Genomic DNA, 20,599 nt, shown 5'->3' with positions numbered 1-20,599 from the left:
ACCCTAAAAAGGGTATTTTTAATAATTTTCAGGGAACATTATTTTTTCTACACCTTCAATAATGACATGTAGGATCATCATATGAATCTCTTGGATTCTATCAGAGGTATTTCCAGGGATAATAAATTCATAGTCACACATCCCTTTAAGTTTTCCACCATCTTTGCCAAGGAGAACACAAGTTTTTAGTCCCATTTTTTTAGCAACCTCTACAGCTTTTATAACATTTGTTGAGTTTCCGCTTGTAGAGATACCAATGAACATATCTCCCTCTTTACCATAGGCCTCTACACCTCTAAAAAAGATATAGTCAAAACCATAGTCATTTCCAACACAAGTTATATGGGATGAATCAGATAAAGAGATAGCAGGCAGTGCCTTTCTATCTTTTCTGAACCTTCCAGTAAATTCTTCAGCAAAATGTAGAGCATCACAGTTGCTACCACCATTTCCACAGATTAGAACTTTATTTCCAAGTTGAAAAACATTAGCTAATTCTTTAGCTACCTTTTCAGTTTCTTTTTTTTCCGCTTCCTCTTTTATAAAGTTTTCTAAGAGAGAAGCCGTTATTTTATACGAATCTAATAAATTCATATTAGCCTCCTAAATTATAAAATTAAAGTTTAAAATTTCTGACAAAATTAATAAATTTGATAATATGTGCAAGGTTTTTCTTGTCCTTAGTTATAACAATTTGATAAGAATCAGTGACTTCATCAATAGTTCTTATAACCTTAAATTCATCACTCTGTATTTCTTTATATACAGCATAATAAGGAAGTATAACGTTACCGATACCCTCTTTAACCATACCTTTGATAACTCCTAAGTTCCCTAGTACAGGAATTTTTGTATTGAAACAAATGTGATTCTTATCTTCTAAATGACTGATAGCTTTATCGTTGTTATAGATATTTTTTCTAGATATTAAAGGTTCTTTGGAAACAGCCTCTAGTTTTTGGAAATTTTTTGTACCAACAAGGACATAAGGAACAGAACCTACAGTGATAATCTCTAGGTTAGAATCAGTAATATGTTCTTCGTCTATTAAAAGAATATCTAACTCCCCCTCTTTTAATAGTTTTAAAAGCCAAGCCTTAGTAGAAATAGTAATATCGTATTCAATTTCATCATGTAAGGAGATAAAATCTTTCATTAAAAGAGGAAGTAAAGGTTCACCAATAACAGATGTAGCACCAATAGATATTTTTGCCTTATCCAAGTTGATAATTCTTTCCATCTCTTTTTCAGCTCTTTTAACTTTTTCAAAAATTTCTTCTGCCATTTTAAAAAGAGCTTCCCCAGTGTAAGTTAATTTTATTTTCTTAGAACTTCTATCAAAAAGTTTAGAGTTTAAAATCTCCTCAAATTTTTTAACTTGTATTGAAACCGCCGATTGATTTATGTATAATTTATTAGCTGCTTTAGTAAAACTTTTTTCTTTAGCCACCTCATAAAATATTCTTAAATAATGTAAATCCAATTGTATCACTCCCAACTATTATTATTATGTATAGTTACTATTCTATTTTAGCATAATTTTAACATAATGAATACAATTTATTTAAAAAAAGTAGTAGAAAGTAAATTCCTACTACTTAAAAGCTTTAGGGTGATACTACTATTGGAAATTTTTTAAGTTTTCCGTCAATTTATCATACTTATCTTGGAACTCTTCTTGGATTCTTTTTTCTCTATCCAAGATATGAGCTGGAGCTTTGGATGTGAATCTTTCATCAGAAAGCTTAGAGTTAACTTTATCCAAATCTTTTTTAATTTTTTCAAGTTGTTCATTAATTTTTTTAATCTCTGCCTCAACATCTAAAAGACCAGTTAAAATCATAAATACTTCAGAATTTCCAGTTACTCTAAATCCACTTTGCTCAGGAGTTGGAAGATCAGGACCGACAGTCAACTCTTCGATTTTAGCAAGTTTAGTTATAAATAACTTATTTGCACTCAATGTTTCTAACTCTATAGGATTAGAAGTTCTAATAACTACTTTAGCCTCTTTAGCTGGAGATATTCCTCTTTCAGCTCTAATATTTCTCAGTGATGAGATTAAACCTTGAATGTATTCAAAAGCTTTTTCTTTTTCATCACTTACAAGGGCTTCGTTACAAACTGGATAGTCAGCAAGCATGATAGTTTCTCCATTTGCTTTTATTTTTTGCCAAATTTCTTCGGTGATAAATGGCATAAATGGATGTAAAAGTTTCAAACCAGATTCTAAAACTGTCCATAAAACATACTGAGCAGTTTGTCTAGATTTAATTCCAGACTCATCCTTGTTATATAATCTAATTTTAGCTAATTCAACATACCAATCACAGAAGTCTCCTCTTAAGAATTCATAGATTGATTTAGCAGCTTCATCCAATTGGAATTTTTCTAATTTATCAGCGACTTCTTTAGATGTTTTATTTAGCTTAGAGAAAATCCATTCATCAACCAATTCAAACTCTACATTGGATTTATCAAATGATTTTATATCAAAATCTTCAAGGTTCATAAGAACAAATCTTGAAGCATTCCAAATTTTGTTAGCGAAGTTTCTCCCCATCTCTATTAATTTTTCAGAGAAATGGACATCTTGTCCTTGTGAAGTATTATAAATCATTGTAAACCTAATAGCATCAGCCCCGTATTCGTCAATTAAATTTAATGGGTCTGGCGAGTTACCTAATGATTTTGACATCTTTCTACCAATTTCATCTCTAACTATTCCGTGTAAATAAACGTTTTCAAAAGGGATATCGTCCATAGTATACATACCAAACATTACCATTCTGGCAACCCAGAAGAATAAAATATCGGCACCAGTTACTAGCGTAGAGGTAGGATAAAATTTTTCTAGTTCAATTGTTTTCTCAGGCCACCCCAAAGTTGAAAATGGCCATAAAGCAGATGAAAACCAAGTGTCTAAAACATCTGTTTCTTGTGTTAATTCAACGTCTTTACCATAGTGAGCTTTAGCTTGAGCATTTGCATCCTCTTCTGTTTTAGCGACAAAAATATGCATATCAGGTCCATACCAAGCAGGTATTCTGTGTCCCCACCAGATTTGTCTTGATATACACCAATCTCTGATGTTTTCTAACCAATTATAGTAAACTTTTTCCCATCTTTTAGGCATAAGTTTAACTTTTCCATTTCGAACAACTTCTAAAGCTTTTTCTGCAAGGGGTTCCATTTTAACAAACCATTGTTTTGAAACTCTTGGCTCAACAACAGTACTACATCTGTAACATCCTCCAACATTGTGTGAATGAGCTTCAATTTTAACTAATAAATCTTGTTCTTCCAAATCGGAAACAATTTTTTTTCTAGCATCAAATCTATTCATTCCAGCATAAGCGGGATATTCATTGACAACTTTTCCATCTGGAGTCATCATATTGATAATGGGAAGATCAAATTTTTGTCCTAAAATAAAGTCATTAGGATCATGTGCAGGAGTTATTTTAAGAGCTCCAGTTCCAAATTCTATATCAACATACTCGTCAGCGATAACAGGAATTTCTCTTCCAACAAGAGGTAAAATAACTTTTTTACCAATAAGATGGGAGTACCTATCATCACTTGGATTAACTGCGATAGCGACGTCAGCAAGCATAGTTTCAGGTCTTGTAGTAGCTATAACTAAAAACTCTTCAGAATCTTTAACAGGGTATTTAATATTCCATAGCGAACCAGTTCTTTCTTCGTGCTCAACTTCATCATCAGCAAGAGCGGTTCCACATCTAGGACACCAGTTAACCATGTATTCACCTTGGTATATTAATCCATCATTGAAAAGTTTGATAAAAATATCTTTAACAGATTCAGAAAGTCCTTCATCCATTGTAAATCTTTCTCTCTTCCAATCTAGAGAAGCACCTATTTTTCTAAGTTGAGTAGTGATAACATTTCCATACTGCTCTTTCCATTCCCAAACTTGTCTGATAAATTCTTCTCTACCTAGGTCCTCTTTAGTTAGACCCTCATCAGCCAGTTTTCTTTCCACTTTATTCTGAGTTGCAATACCAGCATGGTCAGTTCCAGGCATCCAAAGAGTATTATATCCACTCATTCTTTTATATCTAACAAGCACATCTTGAATGCTGTTGTTAAGAATATGTCCCATATGTAATATGCCAGTTACATTTGGAGGCGGAATAACTATAGAGTAGTTTGGTTTACTATCATCTAAAGTTGCGGCGAAAAAGTTTGAGTTTTCCCAATATTTATACCATTTTCCCTCTATTTCATTTGGGGAGTAAGTAGTTGCTAATTCATTCATTTTTAAATCCTCCTATTCGATTTCTCCCTCTAAACAACCTTCAATATAATTTAAAATTTGTTCTTTTCCATTGTTATTCAATGACGAGTGGAAGAAAACATCATCATTGTGGAAATCAACTTTTGTTCTAATCTCTTTTAGTGCTTTGAATTTTTCATTATTTGAAACTTTATCCATTTTTGTAAAAATTATTTTAAACGGAGTTCCATAGTGATCTAACCAATTAAGCATTTGAAGGTCCTCGTCACTTGGAACTCTCCTTATATCCAACAGAACGAAAACAAGTTTTTTTCTGGGACTAGCTAGGTATCTTTCCATAGTCAATCCCCATTCTTTTTTCATCTCTTTGGGAACTTTGGCAAAGCCGTACCCAGGTAAATCGACAAAGAAAAACTCTTTATTGATTAAAAAATAGTTAATTAGCTGGGTTCTTCCCGGCGTTTTACTAGTTTTAGCTAGTTTATTTCTACCTGTGATACTGTTTATAAGAGATGATTTTCCAACGTTAGATCTCCCTACAAAAGCAAATTCAATGTGATTTAGTTCTTCAGGATAATCTTTTTCAAATACAGCTGATTTGGTAAAATCCGCTTGTTTTATATTCATTGTGGCTACCTCTTTTCATTATTTTTCAAGGGCAAGTTTTTCAACATCTTCATATGTTGAAGCAAAATATATTTTAATATCTTTCATTACTTCCTCAGGAATTTCCTCTACATCAACTTTATTGTCATCAGGTAAAATTATATTTCTAATTCCTGCTCTATGAGCTCCAATGACTTTCTCTTTAATTCCACCAACAGGTAAAACGTCACCTGTAATCGTAATTTCACCAGTCATAGCAAATGTTTGCTTAACTTTTCTTCCAGTTAAAACGGATAGAATAGTTGTAGTTATAGCAATACCAGCGGATGGACCATCTTTTGGTGTAGCACCTTCAGGGAAATGAAGATGTATATCCTTTTTCTCCAAAATACTTGAGTCTATTTGGAATTTATCAAGGTTTGCTTTTAGATATGTAAATGCAACCATTGCAGATTCTTTCATAACATTCCCAAGAGTTCCAGTTAGCGAAAGATTTCCTTTTCCGGGAATCTGAACTCCCTGAACTTCCAAAGTCATTCCACCAACAGATGTCCAAGCTAGACCATTGACTACTCCGACTTTAGAGATTGCTTTTTTCATTTTTTCAGGTCTGAATTTAGGGTGACCCAAATAAGACTCAAGATTTTTTATATTTATACTGATTGATTTTGCGTCATTATCGATAACTTTTCTAGCTACTTTTCTAAATAGAGCTGAAATCTCTCTTTTTAGATTTCTAACTCCAGCTTCTTTAGTGTATTCATCAATTATTTTTAAAACAGCCTTATCAGTCATATTTATTTTGATACCATTTAGTCCATTTTCATCTTGAGCTTGTTTAATTAAATAGTTATTAGCGATATGTAATTTTTCAAACTCAGTATATGATGAAAGGTTAATAATTTCCATTCTATCTCTTAAAGGTCCCGGTATATTTCTTAAATCGTTAGCTGTAGCTATAAAGAAAACTTTAGATAGATCAAAAGGCATATCTAAATAGTGGTCTTCGAAATGCTTGTTTTGTTCAGGGTCTAAAACTTCTAACATTGCTGAAGCAGGATCTCCTTTAAAATCACTGGACATTTTATCAATTTCATCCAGCAGAATAACAGGGTTAACACTGCCAGCATTTTTTATAGCTTTTATGATTCTTCCGGGCATAGATCCGATATAGGTTCTTCTATGTCCTCTTATTTCAGCCTCATCTCGAACTCCTCCAAGAGAAACTCTAACGAAATTTCTAGCAAGAGAATCAGCTACGGATTTAGCTAAAGACGTTTTACCGACCCCAGGAGGTCCAGCTAAACAAAGAATAGTTCCTTTCATATTAGGGTTTAGTTTTTTAACAGCTAAATAATCTAGAATTCTATCCTTAACATCCTTTAGACCATAATGATCTTTTTCTAGGACATCATGGGCAATTTTTAAGTCTAGAGTCTCAGGGGTAATCACTCCCCAAGGAAGCTCTAAAACAGATTCAATATACGCCCTAGAAACTGTAGCTTCAGCGGAGTATGGAGCCATTTTTCCAAGTTTTTTCAATTCAGCTTCAAGTTTATGCTTCGCATCTTCAGGAAGTGGAGAATTTTTAACTTTATCATAAAGTTCATCCGTTTCCTCATCACCACCAGTTTTGCCTAATTCCTCTCTAAGGGTATTAATTTTCTCTCTTATAAAATAACTTTTCTGACTTTCATTTATCTTTTCTTTGACTTTTTGATCAACTTTTTGTTCAATAGAGGCAATTTCAATTTCATCATTTAAAATTTCTAATAATCTATATCCTCTGATGTTAACATCTAGAATTTCTAAAAGCTCAACTTTTAAATTTTCTTCAATGTCTAAATTAAAAGCAATAGAGTCAAAAATTTTTCCAGCTTTTCTAAAACTTTTTAGTTGAACCATCAGTTCGGCGCTAACTTGATTTGTTAATGTTGAATATTCTTCAAATAAACTAACAACCTTTCTTTTTAAGGCTATTAACTCAGGTGAAGATTCTTCAGTTGCAGATATAACACTATAGTCAGCAAATAAGATACCATCCTCTTCAATTATATCTTCGATAAGAACTCTTTTATCTACTTCGATAAGAACTTTTATACTTTTATTAGGTAAAGGAATAGATTGTATAATATTTGCTAAAACTCCTATCTTATGAACTCCTTCAGGAAGAACAGGGTTTTCTTCTAGTGAGTTTTTTTGTAAACTAAGAATTAATTTATTTTTTGTTTTCATTGCAAAATTCATTGTTAATAAGCTTCTCTCTCTTCCAACATAAAGAGGAGAGGCTGTTCCTGGGAAAAGTACCATTTCCCTAGTAGGTAAAAAAGGTAATCTACTCATTGGTAATCACTCCTTAGTGTTCAATTTTAACTTTTCTTGAATCTTGAATTGAATCAGCATTAATTATAACCTTTTTTATAGTTTTATCAGAAGGAATCTCAAACATTAGGTCGGTCATTATGTTTTCGATAATAGACCTAAGACCTCTTGCACCGATTTTTCTGTCTAAAGCTAGAGCAGCAATTTTTTTAAGAGCTTCATCTTCAAATTCAAGACTAACATTTTCCATTTCAAAGAATTTTTGATATTGTTTCACAATTGAGTTTTTAGGTTCAGATAAAATCTTTATAAGTGCAGTTTCATCCAAAGGAGATAGTGTTGTAATGACAGGAAGTCTACCAACTAATTCTGGAATGATTCCCTGTTTAACTAAATCTTCAGGAAGAACTTTACCTAAAAGTTCAATCTCTTTTTCTGCTTCAATAGGATCTTGAGAAGCACCAAACCCAAGAACTTTTTTATTGGTTCTAGATTTTATAATTTTTTCCATTCCTTCAAAAGCTCCACCAACTATGAATAAGATGTTGGTAGTGTCGATTTCTATAAGCTCTTGATTTGGATGTTTTCTACCACCTTGTGGTGGAACTTGAGATTTTGTTCCTTCAATAATTTTTAATAGAGCTTGTTGAACTCCCTCTCCTGAGACATCTCTTGTGATAGATACATTTTCAGATTTTCTTGCAATTTTATCTATCTCATCTATATAGATAATTCCTCTTTCAGCAGCTTCTACATTATAATCGGCAGCTTGTAGTAGTCTAACTAGAACGTTTTCAACATCATCACCTACATATCCAGCTTCAGTAAGTGTTGTAGCATCAGCAATTGCAAAAGGAACGTGAAGCGTTCTTGCAAGAGTTTGAGCTAAAAGAGTTTTACCTGAACCAGTTGGACCAATAAGAAGCACATTTGATTTTTGTAACTCAACATCCTTGCTTCCTTGGTCTTTATGCATTATTCTTTTATAATGATTATAAACAGATACAGCTAAAACTTTTTTACTCTCATCCTGACCAATAACGTATTCATCAAGTTTTTCTTTAATCTCTTTTGGTGTAGGTAATTTTATTCCTGTTAAAGAATGAGTTGAAGAAGTTTCAGAATGCTTTTCTCCATAGTAAACATCATTTTCGTAGCCAAGCATATCAAAACAAGTTTCAATACACTCATCACAAATAAATGATCCATCAATACCAGAGAAAAGTTTTGAAACTTCATCTTGTCCTCTTCCACAGAACGAGCAATGTTCTTTTTTATTCATCTTTTCCCTCCTTATCTAACAAAAACATGATCGATTAGACCAAATTCTTTAGCTTCCTCAGCGCTCATAAAGTTATCTCTTTCAGTTGCGGCTATTATTTCATCAACTGATTTATTTGTATTTTTACTTAAAATTTTAGAAGTTAAATCCTTCATTCTTAAAATTTCTTTGGCTTGGATTTCAATATCTGTAGCTTGACCTCTAGCTCCACCAAGCGGTTGATGAATCATAATTCTAGAATTTTCAAGTGAATATCTTTTTCCTTTAGCTCCAGCAGAAAGTAATAGAGCTCCCATACTTGCAGCCTGTCCGATACAAACTGTTTGTACATCAGGCTTGATGTAATTCATAGTATCATAGATTGCCATACCAGAAGTAATAACACCTCCAGGACTATTTATATACATAATTATATCTTTATTGGGATCTTCAGCTTCTAAAAATAGGAGTTGAGCAACAATTGCATTAGCTATTTGATCATCAATCTCACTACCTAAAAATATAATTCTATCCTTAAGAAGTCTTGAATAGATGTCGTAGGCTCTTTCACCTTTTCCTGTGTTTTCAATAACTGTTGGACTGTACATTTTTTTCCCTCCTTATAAAAACTTGCTTTAAAAATTTAAAGTTAAATACTTAAAAATATTTAGGTATTTAACACTAATTTTTAATTAAAGTAGTATTGAGTAGAGTTTTATCTCTACTCAATACATATTTTTTTATTATTTTGCGTTATTAACAATAACTTCTACAGCTTTTTGAGCTAAACTTTCTGTTTTTAAGCTGTGGTTGAACTCATCAAGATTAGAATTTTTATTTAATTCAGCCTCTAATTGTTCTTTAGTCATACCATACATTTTAGCAATTTCTTCAACTTTAGTATTTAACTCTTCAGCAGTTACTTCCAACTTTTCAGCTTTAGCAATAGCTTCTAAAACTAAATCAACTTGAACTTTATTATGAGCCATAGGAGCTATTTGATTAAATGCTTGTTCTTTAGTCATACCTGTCATTTTTAAGTATTGATCTAAATCCATTCCTTGCATAGCTAATTGTTGATTCATTTCAGCCATTCTATTTTCGACTTCTCTAACTACCATAGACTTAGGTACATCAACATTTGAGTCAGCAACAACTTTTTGAATCAATTTTCCAACAAAATTATTATGAATTCTAGCCTCTTCTCTAGCTATAATTTCAGCAGTTTTTTTAGCTTTTAAATCTTCAACAGATTCAAATCCAGCTTCTTTTGCAAATTCTTCAGTCAATTCAGGTTTAGTTAAAGTCTTTATAGAGTTTATTTTCACTTTGAATGTAGCAGGTTTTCCAGCTAAAGCTTCAGCGTGGTACTCAGCAGGGAACGATACCTTAACCTCTCCCTCTTGTCCTACAGTATATCCAACTAATTGCTCCTCAAATGTATCAATAAACATTTTTGATCCCAATTTTAGTTGATGAGAATCAGCTTTTCCACCTTCGAATGGAACACCATCAATAAATCCTTCAAAAGCAAGGTCAACAGTATTTCCCATTTCAGCTTTATGTCCTTCTGGTGCATCTTCTAATTTAGATTTAGCATTTAACATATTTTCAATTTCTTTATCTAAAAGCTCATCAGTCATTTGGAAAGATTCTTTTTCAACTTCTAAACCTTTGTAATTCCCTAAAGTTACCTCAGGATAAACATCTACTTTAAATGTTATTTTAAGAGAATCTTTCATATCAGCAACAAGATCGTAAATGAAGCTCACTGGAGTAATTTTTTCTTCAGCAACAATTTTTTCGAAATTTGCTTTAAGAACAGAATCAACAACCTCTTCTTTTATGGCATCAGCAAAAGTAGCTTCAACTTTGTTTAATGGTGCATTCCCTTTTCTAAACCCAGGTACCTCTACTTTAGTAGCTAAATTTTTAACAACCTCTGACTTAATTGGTAATAATTCTTCAGCTGTTAAAGTTAATGTAATCTCAACTGCTGAGTGTTCGATTTTTTTTAATTCGTGTTTCATCATTTCCTCCTTAAAGTATTTATGTATTAATACCTCAAATCTTATGAGATTTGAGATCTTTTAAACGAAACTGATAGAACTCTTCCCCTTTGTTAATAATCTTTTCTGGATAGTAAACAATATCATAAAGCATATTTTTATTATTTTTATGTAGTTTTGCACTTAAGTCAAAAGCTACTAAGGGATAAGATTTTCCATTTTTTAATAAAAATCCATTAAAATGTCGATTTTCAATACCAAAAAACTTTGTATCTGTGATTTTAACGCCTCTATCAAGAAAATAAGGATGTTTATTTTCAAGACCAAAAGGACCCAATTTTTTTATATCATTGATATTTTGTTTGTTTATTTTATCTATAGGTAGCTCTAGGTCAATTTCTAAGAATTTAGGTTGATTTATATTGTGTTCATGAACTTGAATCTCTCTTTGAAATAGAAGTTCTATCTCAGGAAGATTTTTTTCATCAGCTATAAATCCAGCAGCTAAATCGTGGCCACCAAAACGAATTAATCTATTTTCGATAAGTTTCAAAATATTGAAAATATTTACACCTGGAATACTTCTGCATGAAGCTTTTGCAAGACCATCTTTTAACGAAATCATAGCGACAGGCAAATTGTATTTTACGCTTAATCTAGAAGCAACCACACCAATAACTCCGGGATGCCATCGTTCTGATGCAACAAAAATATATTTTAAATCATTTGGATTATCTTTTTGTTGAATCATCTTATTCGCTTCATCAAATATCATTCTTTCAAGTTCTCTTCGTTGCTTATTAGCTTTTTTCATCTCTTCGATAATATTGTAAATTTCAAAATCATCTGTCTTCATGAAAAAATCAGCACCTAATTTAGAATTCCCAAGTCTTCCTAGAGAGTTTATTAAGGGAGAAACAAAATAGCTGATGTCTGTTGTGCTAATATCTTTGTTATAAAGTTTTAAATATTTCATGAGGTAGACTAGTCCCTTAATCTTTGTGTTTTTTAGAGTTTCTAGACCTCTGCTTATAATTATTCTATTTTCGTCGAACATAGGAACTACGTCAGCCACAGTCCCTATCATAATAACATCCATGAATTGATACAACTTAGAGAAATCTTCATTTAAGTAGGAGTAAACTCCTTGGGCAACCTTCAAGGCCACTCCAGCTCCAGCCAAAAATTTGAATTTATAATTATCACTAAGTTTAGGATTGATAAAGAGAATATTGTCTTCCTCTTCGTCTTTGACACTTTTATGATGATCAGTGACAATTACTTCAATTCCAAGAGTACGAGCATATTCGACATCCTCATAGGAATTTACTCCTGTATCCACAGTAATTACTAGTTTTCCAGAGTTCTTATGAATGTAGTCAATGGTCTTTTTGTCAAGACCATATCCCTCATCCATTCTATTAGGAATATAGTAATCAATATCAATTCCAATCTCTCTAAAAGCTAATACAAGAAAGATAGCAGCAGTTATTCCATCAACATCATAGTCACCATAGATGAATAACTTTTCTCCATTATTTCTAGCTGAAACTATTTTTTCTACAACACTATCCATCATTTCAAAATCAAAAGGATTTCTAAATTTGTTTATAGATGGATTGAGAAAATTATCTACTTCTTCTTTTTCTAAAAAGCCTTTTTTTAAAAGTAAAGTAGCTAAAAATTTAGAAACACTCCATTGACTAGCCTTAGTTTCAATAAGATTTTCAGATACTGTTTTATATTCCCAGTGCATAAAATTACCCTTTTAAGGTATCAAGTAACTGGGAAATCTTAATAGCGTGCTCTATAGTGTCATCCAGTTTTATTCTCATTTCAGGAGTATATCTTAAGGCTAGTTCTTCAGATACTCTTTTTCTAAGAAAACCTTTAATTTCATTCAAACCTTCTAAAACTTCATTTTTATTAACGGTTTCTCCAGCTATAGGCATAATACTGAAATATAAATCTGCAAATTCTAAGTCTTCAGTAACTCTAACACTAGTGATAGAAACCATAGCTTTTTTTAGTTTTGGATTTTTAATTTCTTCGAAAAGACATTTAGAAACAACTCTAGAAATTTCTTTTTCTATTGCAGCTAATCTTTTTTTATTCATAACTAATCACCTACTTTTTATTTTAAAGTTCTTTTAACTTCAATGATATCAAATGCCTCAACAATATCTCCTTCTTTGATATCGTTGAAGTTTTCGATTCCAAGACCACACTCTTGACCAGCAACCACTTCTTTAGCGTCATCTTTGTATCTCTTAAGTGTATTTAATTTTCCTTCATATACGATAACACCATTTCTCAATATTCTAATATTTGAATCTTTTCTAACTTTTCCATCAACAACTACACATCCAGCAACATTTCCAACTTTAGAAACTTTAAATACTTTTTTAATTTCAATTCTTCCAGAGTAAACTTCTTTGAACTCAGGATCAAGCATTCCAGTTAAAGCTTTTTCAATATCTTCAGTGATATGATATATGATGTTTGATGTTCTGATTTCAACACCGTTAGAATCGGCTTCCTTTAAAGCATTTGTAGTAGGTCTAACATTGAATCCAATTATAATAGCGTTTGACGCTTCAGCAAGTTTAACATCACTTTCTGTAATAGCACCAGATGCAGCCTGAATAATATTAACTAAAACTTCTTCATGAGAAAGTTTTAATAGTGAATCTCGCAGAGCTTCAACAGATCCTCTTGAATCCGCTCTTAAGATTAGGTTTAATTCTTTTATATTGGCATTATCCATCTGTTGAGACAGGCTTTCAAGAGAGATAGATTTTCTACTAACTTCAGCAATTTTTCTTTCTTTAGTCATCTCTTCAACAATCCTTTTTGCATGTTGCTCATTTTGGATAACATAGAATGTATCACCAGCTGATGGAACATCATTAAATCCAATAATTTCAATAGGTTGAGAAACTGTAGCTGATTGAACTTTAGTTCCTAAATCATTAACAAGAGCTCTAACTTTACCCATTGACTCTCCTGCAACGATAACCTCTCCAATTTTTAAAGTCCCTTCTTGAATTAAAACATCAGCGATAGGTCCAACTTTAGGGTCTAATCTAGACTCTAAAACAATTCCTTTGGCTCTTTTTTTAGGATTAGCTTTTAATTCCAAAATTTCAGCAGTAATTAAAATTGTATCTAGAAGAGTGTCCAAATTCATTTTAGCTTTAGCAGAAACTTCAACAAATTCAGTATCACCTCCCCATTCAACTGAAACTAATCCATGCTCCATCAACTCTTGTTTAACTCTCATAGGATTGGCTTCAGGTTTGTCAATTTTGTTGATAGCAACAATAATTGGTACATTGGCAGCTTTTGCATGAGACAAAGCTTCTATAGTTTGGGGCATAACACCGTCATCAGCAGCAACCACAAGAATTGCAATATCAGTAACTTGAGCTCCTCTAGCTCTCATATCTGTAAATGCTTCGTGTCCAGGAGTATCGACGAAAGTTATTTTTTTACCAGCTTTATCAATTTGATAAGCTCCGATCTTTTGTGTGATTCCTCCAGCTTCTCCCGAAGCTACTGATGTTGTTCTGATGGCATCCAGTAGGGAAGTTTTCCCATGATCAACGTGTCCCATAATTGTGATAACAGGAGCTCTTTCAATAAGGTCTTCAGGTCTATCAGTAATTTCAAGAGCAAACTTATCTCCGAAGTCCAATTCAACTTCTTGTTCCTCCTCAACCAAAGCATCATAATCCACAGCTAATTCTTCCGCTAATTCAAAAGAGATTGGGCTGTTGATAGTTAACATTTGTCCTTTTAAAAATAGTTTTTTTATAAGTTCTGAACTTCCAATTCCAAGTCTATCAGCGAAATCACCCAAAGTAATTTCACCTCTGATTTTGATAATTTTCATTCCGTCCTCTTCAACAATTTCAGGACCTTGTTCAGCTTTTTTCACAACAAAATCTGCTCTTCTTCCTTTTTTTCTTTTTTTTGATTTTCCCTCATCTTTAGAGCCTTCATCATTAGTTTTAGCTTTATTTTTATTTTTGTTCTTTTTTGTAGGTTGACTCTCCTCTACAAAATCATCTACATCATTAAAATCCATATTTTTTTTCATTGTTTCCTCCTCTATATAAACATTGTTAGAAACAACATCATCATTTTTTTTAGCAAAATATTCTGTGGCAATTCTTTCTTGCTCATCAGTCAATCCAGCTAGATGTGAGTGTACATCAATTCCAATATTGTTTAAAATATCTAAAAACTCCTTGTTTCCAAAACCATATTTTTTAGCTAATTCGTGTACTCTTATTTTCATAAAATTCAGACACCTCCAAATAGCCTAATCTATTAATCCCCTTGCAACTTTTTTATTTTTTATAGCAATTACATTGATCTCATCTTTATTGAATATATCACCAAGTTGTGTTTTATTCCCAAAATGTGCGTAAGGAATGTTAAGCTCCTTAGCTTTTGCAATTATTTTTTTATCATTTTTCTCACTAATATCTTCAGCGATTATTAGGAAATGGATATGTTGAATATCCTCCATAACCATATTGATACCAAAAGTTAGATGTTCAGAGTTCTTCATTGCCTTTAAAATATTCAAGTAATCTTTAGATTGTTTCTTAAGAAGGTTTATCATAGTAAGTAAATCTTCTATTTTTAGGCTATATTTTTTATTTTTTGAAATTCTTTTAATACATTCATGAGTCTTACAAACATAGATTGCTCTAGCTTGAAGTTTTTGTTTTTCATCAAATGAATAGTTGTTTTCACCAATTTTTGCGATTCTGAAAAGATCGCTTTTATTTTTCTTTTCTTTACAAATGACACAAGTTCTTTCTGGTGTATGATTAAGCATTTTCTTCCTCGTTTAAAGTAACAGTTTTAATGTCAACTCTCATACCAGTTAGTTTAGCAGCAAGCCTTGCATTTTGTCCGTTTTTACCAATAGCTAAAGAAAGTTGCGAGTTTTCAACTAAAACTCTGGCAGTACTTCCCTCTTCAAGAACTTCAACACTAATGACTTTGGCTGGGCTAAGAACAGCAGATACAAATTCTTTAACGTCCTCTTTCCAAACAACGATATCAATTTTTTCACCATTTAATTCATTGACAATATTTCTTATTCTTAATCCTTTTTGTCCAATACAAGCTCCGACAGTGTCGATATTATTATCGGCTGAATAAACAGCGACTTTTGCTCTAGAACCAGCTTCCCTAGCAACTGATTTAATTTCAATAATACCATCTGCAATTTCTGGAATTTCTAATTCAAATAACTTTTTCAATAATCCTTCATTTTTTCTAGAAATTACAATTTTAGGGAATTTATTTGTTTTTTCAACTTCAGCGATATAAACTTTAATTCTTTCCCCAACTCTATAGACGTCTGCTGGTGATTGCTCAGCAGTTGTCAAAATAGCTTCACATCCATCAAACTCAATAAAAATATTTCTTTTTTCGTCGATTCTTCTGATAATACCTGTGATGATATCATGCTCTTTAACTTTAAATTTATCAAAAATATTTTGTCTTTCAGCTTCCCTAACTTTTTGAATAACAATCTGTTTACCATTTTGTATTGCATTTCTTCTGAACTCTTCACAGTTAACTTCAAGTTTAATAACATCTCCAACTTTAGCTCTTTTGTGACCAGCTTCAATAGCATCTTCTACAGAAACTTCAAGTGCAGCATCATATAAATCTTCAGCAGTGACAACTGTTTTCACTTCAAAAACCTTTACTTCTCCTGTTGATCTATTGATTTCTACTTCAACGTTTTCTTCCTCACCATAGTGCTTTTTATAAGCGGCTAACATAGCCTGTTCCACCGCTTCAAGAAGACTTTCTTTGTTTATTCCTTTTTCTTTTTCAAGTTGCTCAAGAGCTTCTAAAAAGATTTTTCCATCTTTACTTTTCATAATGGGTTTTCCTCCTAACTAAAACTAAATAATTAATTAAATATCACTAAAATCAAAGACAATATTTGCTTTTTTTATCTCTTTAAAAGGGATTTCAAGAGTCTTATCTTTTATATTTAAGAAAAGTGTTTCATCTTTAAAATCTTCAATAATACCTTCAAAATTCTTATTATCATTAAGTTTATGTTTTAAATTAACTTTAATTTTCTCACCGTTGAATCTAATGAAATCAGCTTGTTTTTTTAGAGGTCTTTCAACTCCAGGAGAAGACACTTCTAAAAAGAATTTGTGAGGAATTAAAGCGTCGATAGCTTCATCAATTTCGTTGCTAAGAGAGCCACAATCTTCAAGGGTGATATCGCCTTCAGGTTTCTCTATAAAAATACGAACGCATAGATATCCCCCCTCTTGAAGATATTCTAAATCAACTAAATTAAGATTTCTTTTTTCGACAGCTGGAATAACTATTTTTTCTATCTTTAAAAGAGTTTCTTCCACCTCTCTTTTATCAAGTTTTATCATAAAATTTCACCTCTTTCTAAATAAAAACTATAAAGAAAGAGTGGGATTTCCCCACTCTTGTCAGCTCTAGTATAAATTATCCAACCAAAGTATAGCATAAATATAAAAAAAAATCAATGAAATCATATTATTATATATATTAATGTAATAAAAAATAAAAATGTGATAGAAAAGTAAATAGTTATAATATATTTTATAAATAATTGAAAAATCAATGATATAAATTTATTATTTGTGTTGTGTTTTTTTTAAACGTAGTGTATAAAATACATTATAAAAGTTTGTTTTTTATAGGAAAAAAAATGGTGAGGTGTTATTTTCAATGAAAAATGGAAAGAAAGTAGTAATTGGTGTAATCGGTTCTGACTGTCATGCAGTAGGAAATAAAATTATACATCACGTATTGGAAAGCAATGGATTTGAAGTGATCAATATAGGAGTTTTATCTCCACAGATTGATTTCATTAACGCTGCAATAGAGACAAAGGCTGATGCAATAATCGTATCATCTCTATATGGACATGGGGAGTTAGATTGCCAAGGAATGAGAGAAAAGTGTGAAGAAGCTGGATTAAAAGATATCTTACTATATGTTGGAGGAAATATTGTTGTTGGAAAACAGGAATGGTCAGAGGTAGAATCGAGATTTAAAGCGATGGGGTTCAATAGAGTTTATAGACCAGGAACTCCGATTGAACTTACAACGGAAGATTTAAAATCAGATTTGGGAATTTAATTATCTAAACTTAAATAAACTTAAAGAAAAGAGATGATTTCTATGAAATGTTATCTAACTATTGACTTTGGCAGTACATACACGAAGTTGACAGCGATAGATTTAGTAGGAGAAAGAATTCTAGCAACTGCTAAAGATATAACAACTGTAGAAGATAATATAATGATTGGTTTTGACAAAGCCTATAGTAAACTTGTAAAAAAAATTGAGAAGGAAATTCCAATATCACAAGTTGAATTTGTGGACAAAATAGCATGTTCATCAGCAGCTGGTGGATTAAAGATGGTTGCGATTGGATTAGTTCCAGAACTGACAGCTGAAGCAGCAAAAAAAGCGGCTTTAGGAGCAGGGGCAAGAGTTATGAAAACATACTCGTATGAATTAAATTCTCGTGAGATGGAGGAAATTAAAAGCTCACCGATAGATATAATTCTTTTGGCTGGTGGAACTGACGGTGGAAATAAAGAGTGTATAATACATAATGCTAGATTAATAGTTGAGCATGATATAAGAAAACCAATTGTTGTAGCAGGTAATAAAGCAGCATCAGATGAGATAGAGAAAATTTTTTCTGAGGCAAAATTAGACTATTATATGGCAGATAATGTGATGCCAAAGATAAATAAACTCAATGTTGAACCAGCTCGTGAAGAGATAAGAAAAGTATTTATGAATAAGATAATAGAAGCAAAAGGAATGAAAAAGGCTGAGAACTTTATCAGTGGAATCTTGATGCCAACTCCTGCGGCAGTACTAAAAGCAGCAGAGGTATTATCTGAAGGAACAGATGAAGAAGATGGAATAGGAGATTTAATAATCGTTGATATTGGTGGGGCAACTACAGATATTCATTCCATTGGAAAAGGTGAACCATCAAAGCCAGGAGTGCTTTTGAAAGGGTTAGAAGATCCTGTTGCTAAAAGAACTGTTGAGGGAGATTTAGGAATGAGATACTCGGCAATTTCTTTACTAGAAGCAGCTGGAACTAAGAAAATTAGGAATTACTTAAATGATGTGGATAAGAAATGGGATGTAAAAGGTCATTGTAGTTATAGGCATGATCACATAAAAATGGTGCCTCAAACAAAAGAGGAGATTTTATTTGATGAAGCTATGGCTAAAGTTGCAACGGAGTTATCAATGACAAGACATTGTGGAGTATTAGAATGTATCTATACACCTATGGGAACAATGTTTAATCAAAGTGGAAAGGATCTCCTAAATGCACCTTATATAATAGGAACTGGTGGAGTTATCGTTCATAGCGAGGACCCAAGAGGAATTTTAGCAGCTGGTACGTTTAATCCAGCAGAACCGATATATTTGAAACCAGAAAACCCAAAATTTATGGTAGATAAAACATATATCTTATCTTCCATGGGGTTGTTAGCTCAAAAAGAGCCAGATTTAGCAATAAAAATAATGAAAAAATATCTGATTGAAGTATAAGTTTTGAGGAGGAATCTGATCAATGAATTTAAAATTTAAAAAATGGACTGATGAAGAGTTCTTTAAAGTGAGAGAAGAGGTTTTAAAGCAGTGGCCAACAGGTGAAGAAGTGGACTTAGAGGAAGCTGTAGCTTATCACAAGGCGTTACCAAAGCATAAAAATTTTGCTAAAAAATTAATAGATGCGAAAGAAAAAAATATAACATTAGCTCAACCAAGAGCTGGAGTTGCTTTGATTGAACAACATATTGAGTTGTTAAATTTCTTAGATAAAGAGGGAGGAGCAGATTTACTACCTTCTACAATAGATTCTTATACAAGACAAAATAAATACGAGAACTGTGAAAAAGGAATTGAGGAGTCTAAAAAAGCTGGGAGATCATTACTTAACGGATTCCCAGGTGTAAACCACGGAGTTAAAGGTTGTAGAGAAGTTGTAGAAGCTGTAAATCTACCTTTACAATTGAGACACGGGACTCCAGATGCTAGATTGTTATCAGAAATTATGCTAGCTGCTGGATATACATCAAACGAAGGTGGAGGAATTTCTTACAACATTCCTTATGCAAAATCAGTAAGTTTAGAGCAGACAATAAGAGATTGGCAATACTGTGATAGATTAGTTGGATGGTACGAAGAGCAAGGAATTTCTATCAACAGAGAACCGTTTGGACCGTTGACAGGAACATTAGTTCCGCCATCAATCTCAAATGCCGTTCAAATTATTGAGTGTTTATTAGCTGCTGAGCAAGGAGTTAAAAATATCACTTTAGGGTACGGACAATGTGGAAATTTAGTACAAGACGTTGCTGCAGTAAGATCTATGATGGAGCAAGCTGAAGAATATTGTAAAGAGTTTGGGTATGAAAATATGCAATTAACATCTGTATTCCACCAGTGGATGGGAGGGTTCCCTGAAGATGAGGCTAAGGCATTTGGAGTTATTTCAAATGGAGCATCAGCGGCTGCATTAGCAGGTGCAACGAAGGTTATTGTAAAAACACCTCACGAAGCAATTGGAGTACCAACAAAAGAAGCTAATGCTATGGGAATTAGAGCGACAAAGATGGTATTAAACTTATTAAGAGGACAAAAATTACCAAACTCAGAAGAGGTTCAATTTGAAAAAGATATGATAAAAAGAGAAGTTAAACAAATTATCGATAAAGTACTTGAATTAGGAGATGGAGATTTGGCAGTGGGAACTGTTAAAGCGTTCGAGCAGGGAGTTTTAGATATTCCATTTGCACCTTCTAAATATAATGCAGGAAAGATGTTACCAGCGAGAGACAATAATGGAATGATTAGATATTTAAATGCAGGAAATTTACCATTATCAGAGGATATAAAAGCATTCCATACTGCTAAGTTACAAGAAAGAGCAGATTTTGAAGGAAGAGAGATAAGTTTCCAAATGACAGTGGATGATATATTTGCTGTAGGAAAAGGAACGTTAATTGGAAGACCAGCAACAAAGTAATTTCTATAAAATAAAAAATATAATTTAAAATTTGATTT

General features: G+C 32.3%; 17 protein-coding genes. 3 read left to right on the top strand and 14 right to left on the bottom strand.

Translation table 11 applies throughout. The annotated features are described in order from the left end of the window. Window positions 1–18 precede the first annotated feature (18 nt). The 14 genes from gmhA to ACWI69_RS00320 all read right to left on the bottom strand — a co-directional run bounded on the left by gmhA (window position 19) and on the right by ACWI69_RS00320 (window position 16,896). Complete coding sequence (gmhA, locus tag ACWI69_RS00385; protein ID WP_448819890.1) at window positions 19–594, bottom strand: D-sedoheptulose 7-phosphate isomerase; 576 nt, start codon at window positions 592–594, stop codon at window positions 19–21. Between the two features lie 22 nt (window positions 595–616). Next, entirely contained in the window at window positions 617–1,483 is an 867-nt protein-coding gene (locus tag ACWI69_RS00380) for a LysR family transcriptional regulator (protein WP_448819889.1), read from the bottom strand. Between the two features lie 138 nt (window positions 1,484–1,621). Beyond that, complete coding sequence (locus ACWI69_RS00375; RefSeq protein ID WP_448819888.1) at window positions 1,622–4,282, bottom strand: valine--tRNA ligase; 2,661 nt, start codon at window positions 4,280–4,282, stop codon at window positions 1,622–1,624. A 12-nt stretch (window positions 4,283–4,294) separates the two neighbouring features. After that, window positions 4,295–4,888 carry a ribosome biogenesis GTP-binding protein YihA/YsxC gene (yihA, locus tag ACWI69_RS00370; RefSeq protein WP_448819887.1) on the bottom strand — a complete coding sequence of 198 codons (594 nt, stop codon included), beginning with the start codon at window positions 4,886–4,888 and terminating at the stop codon, window positions 4,295–4,297. Between the two features lie 18 nt (window positions 4,889–4,906). After that, a complete protein-coding gene (lon, locus tag ACWI69_RS00365) occupies window positions 4,907–7,210 on the bottom strand; it encodes an endopeptidase La (protein ID WP_448819886.1) in 2,304 nt (767 codons plus the stop codon). Window positions 7,211–7,223: 13 nt separating this feature from the next. Beyond that, window positions 7,224–8,471 carry an ATP-dependent Clp protease ATP-binding subunit ClpX gene (gene clpX / locus ACWI69_RS00360; protein WP_448819885.1) on the bottom strand — a complete coding sequence of 416 codons (1,248 nt, stop codon included), beginning with the start codon at window positions 8,469–8,471 and terminating at the stop codon, window positions 7,224–7,226. Between the two features lie 11 nt (window positions 8,472–8,482). Then, entirely contained in the window at window positions 8,483–9,058 is a 576-nt protein-coding gene (clpP, locus tag ACWI69_RS00355; RefSeq protein ID WP_448819884.1) for an ATP-dependent Clp endopeptidase proteolytic subunit ClpP, read from the bottom strand. Window positions 9,059–9,193: 135 nt separating this feature from the next. Beyond that, window positions 9,194–10,480 (bottom strand): trigger factor, encoded by a 1,287-nt coding sequence (tig, locus tag ACWI69_RS00350; protein ID WP_448819883.1) that lies wholly within the window; start codon window positions 10,478–10,480, stop codon window positions 9,194–9,196. A 34-nt stretch (window positions 10,481–10,514) separates the two neighbouring features. Further along, a complete protein-coding gene (gene recJ / locus ACWI69_RS00345; protein ID WP_448819882.1) occupies window positions 10,515–12,215 on the bottom strand; it encodes a single-stranded-DNA-specific exonuclease RecJ in 1,701 nt (566 codons plus the stop codon). 4 nt (window positions 12,216–12,219) lie between these two features. After that, entirely contained in the window at window positions 12,220–12,576 is a 357-nt protein-coding gene (gene rbfA, locus ACWI69_RS00340; protein WP_448819881.1) for a 30S ribosome-binding factor RbfA, read from the bottom strand. 17 nt (window positions 12,577–12,593) lie between these two features. Further along, window positions 12,594–14,762, bottom strand: a complete 2,169-nt coding sequence (gene infB, locus ACWI69_RS00335; protein WP_448819880.1) for a translation initiation factor IF-2 — start codon at window positions 14,760–14,762, stop codon at window positions 12,594–12,596. 24 nt (window positions 14,763–14,786) lie between these two features. Further along, a complete protein-coding gene (locus ACWI69_RS00330; protein WP_448819879.1) occupies window positions 14,787–15,311 on the bottom strand; it encodes a DUF448 domain-containing protein in 525 nt (174 codons plus the stop codon). Further along, the gene (gene nusA / locus ACWI69_RS00325; protein ID WP_448819878.1) at window positions 15,304–16,374 is read right to left on the bottom strand and encodes a transcription termination factor NusA; all 1,071 of its coding nucleotides are present in this window, start codon (window positions 16,372–16,374) and stop codon (window positions 15,304–15,306) included. The genes ACWI69_RS00330 and nusA overlap by 8 nt, the downstream gene beginning before the upstream one ends. A gap of 36 nt (window positions 16,375–16,410) precedes the next feature. Further along, window positions 16,411–16,896 (bottom strand): ribosome maturation factor RimP, encoded by a 486-nt coding sequence (locus ACWI69_RS00320; RefSeq protein WP_448819877.1) that lies wholly within the window; start codon window positions 16,894–16,896, stop codon window positions 16,411–16,413. Between the two features lie 322 nt (window positions 16,897–17,218). Between ACWI69_RS00320 and glmS the strand changes: the two genes are divergently transcribed. Genes glmS through ACWI69_RS00305 form a run of 3 tightly spaced genes read left to right on the top strand, consistent with a single transcriptional unit; the run spans window position 17,219 to window position 20,561 of the window. Further along, complete coding sequence (gene glmS / locus ACWI69_RS00315) at window positions 17,219–17,632, top strand: methylaspartate mutase subunit S (RefSeq protein ID WP_448819876.1); 414 nt, start codon at window positions 17,219–17,221, stop codon at window positions 17,630–17,632. Between the two features lie 42 nt (window positions 17,633–17,674). Further along, window positions 17,675–19,081, top strand: a complete 1,407-nt coding sequence (gene glmL / locus ACWI69_RS00310; protein ID WP_448819875.1) for a methylaspartate mutase accessory protein GlmL — start codon at window positions 17,675–17,677, stop codon at window positions 19,079–19,081. Between the two features lie 22 nt (window positions 19,082–19,103). Then, on the top strand, window positions 19,104–20,561 hold the full coding sequence (locus tag ACWI69_RS00305) for a methylaspartate mutase subunit E (RefSeq protein WP_448819874.1): 1,458 nt from the start codon (window positions 19,104–19,106) through the stop codon (window positions 20,559–20,561). Window positions 20,562–20,599: the final 38 nt, after the last annotated feature.

It is taken from the genome of Cetobacterium sp., from assembly GCF_977044495.1.
Note: the sequence above shows the minus strand (reverse complement) of the source record. Positions and strands in the feature narration are given on the sequence as shown.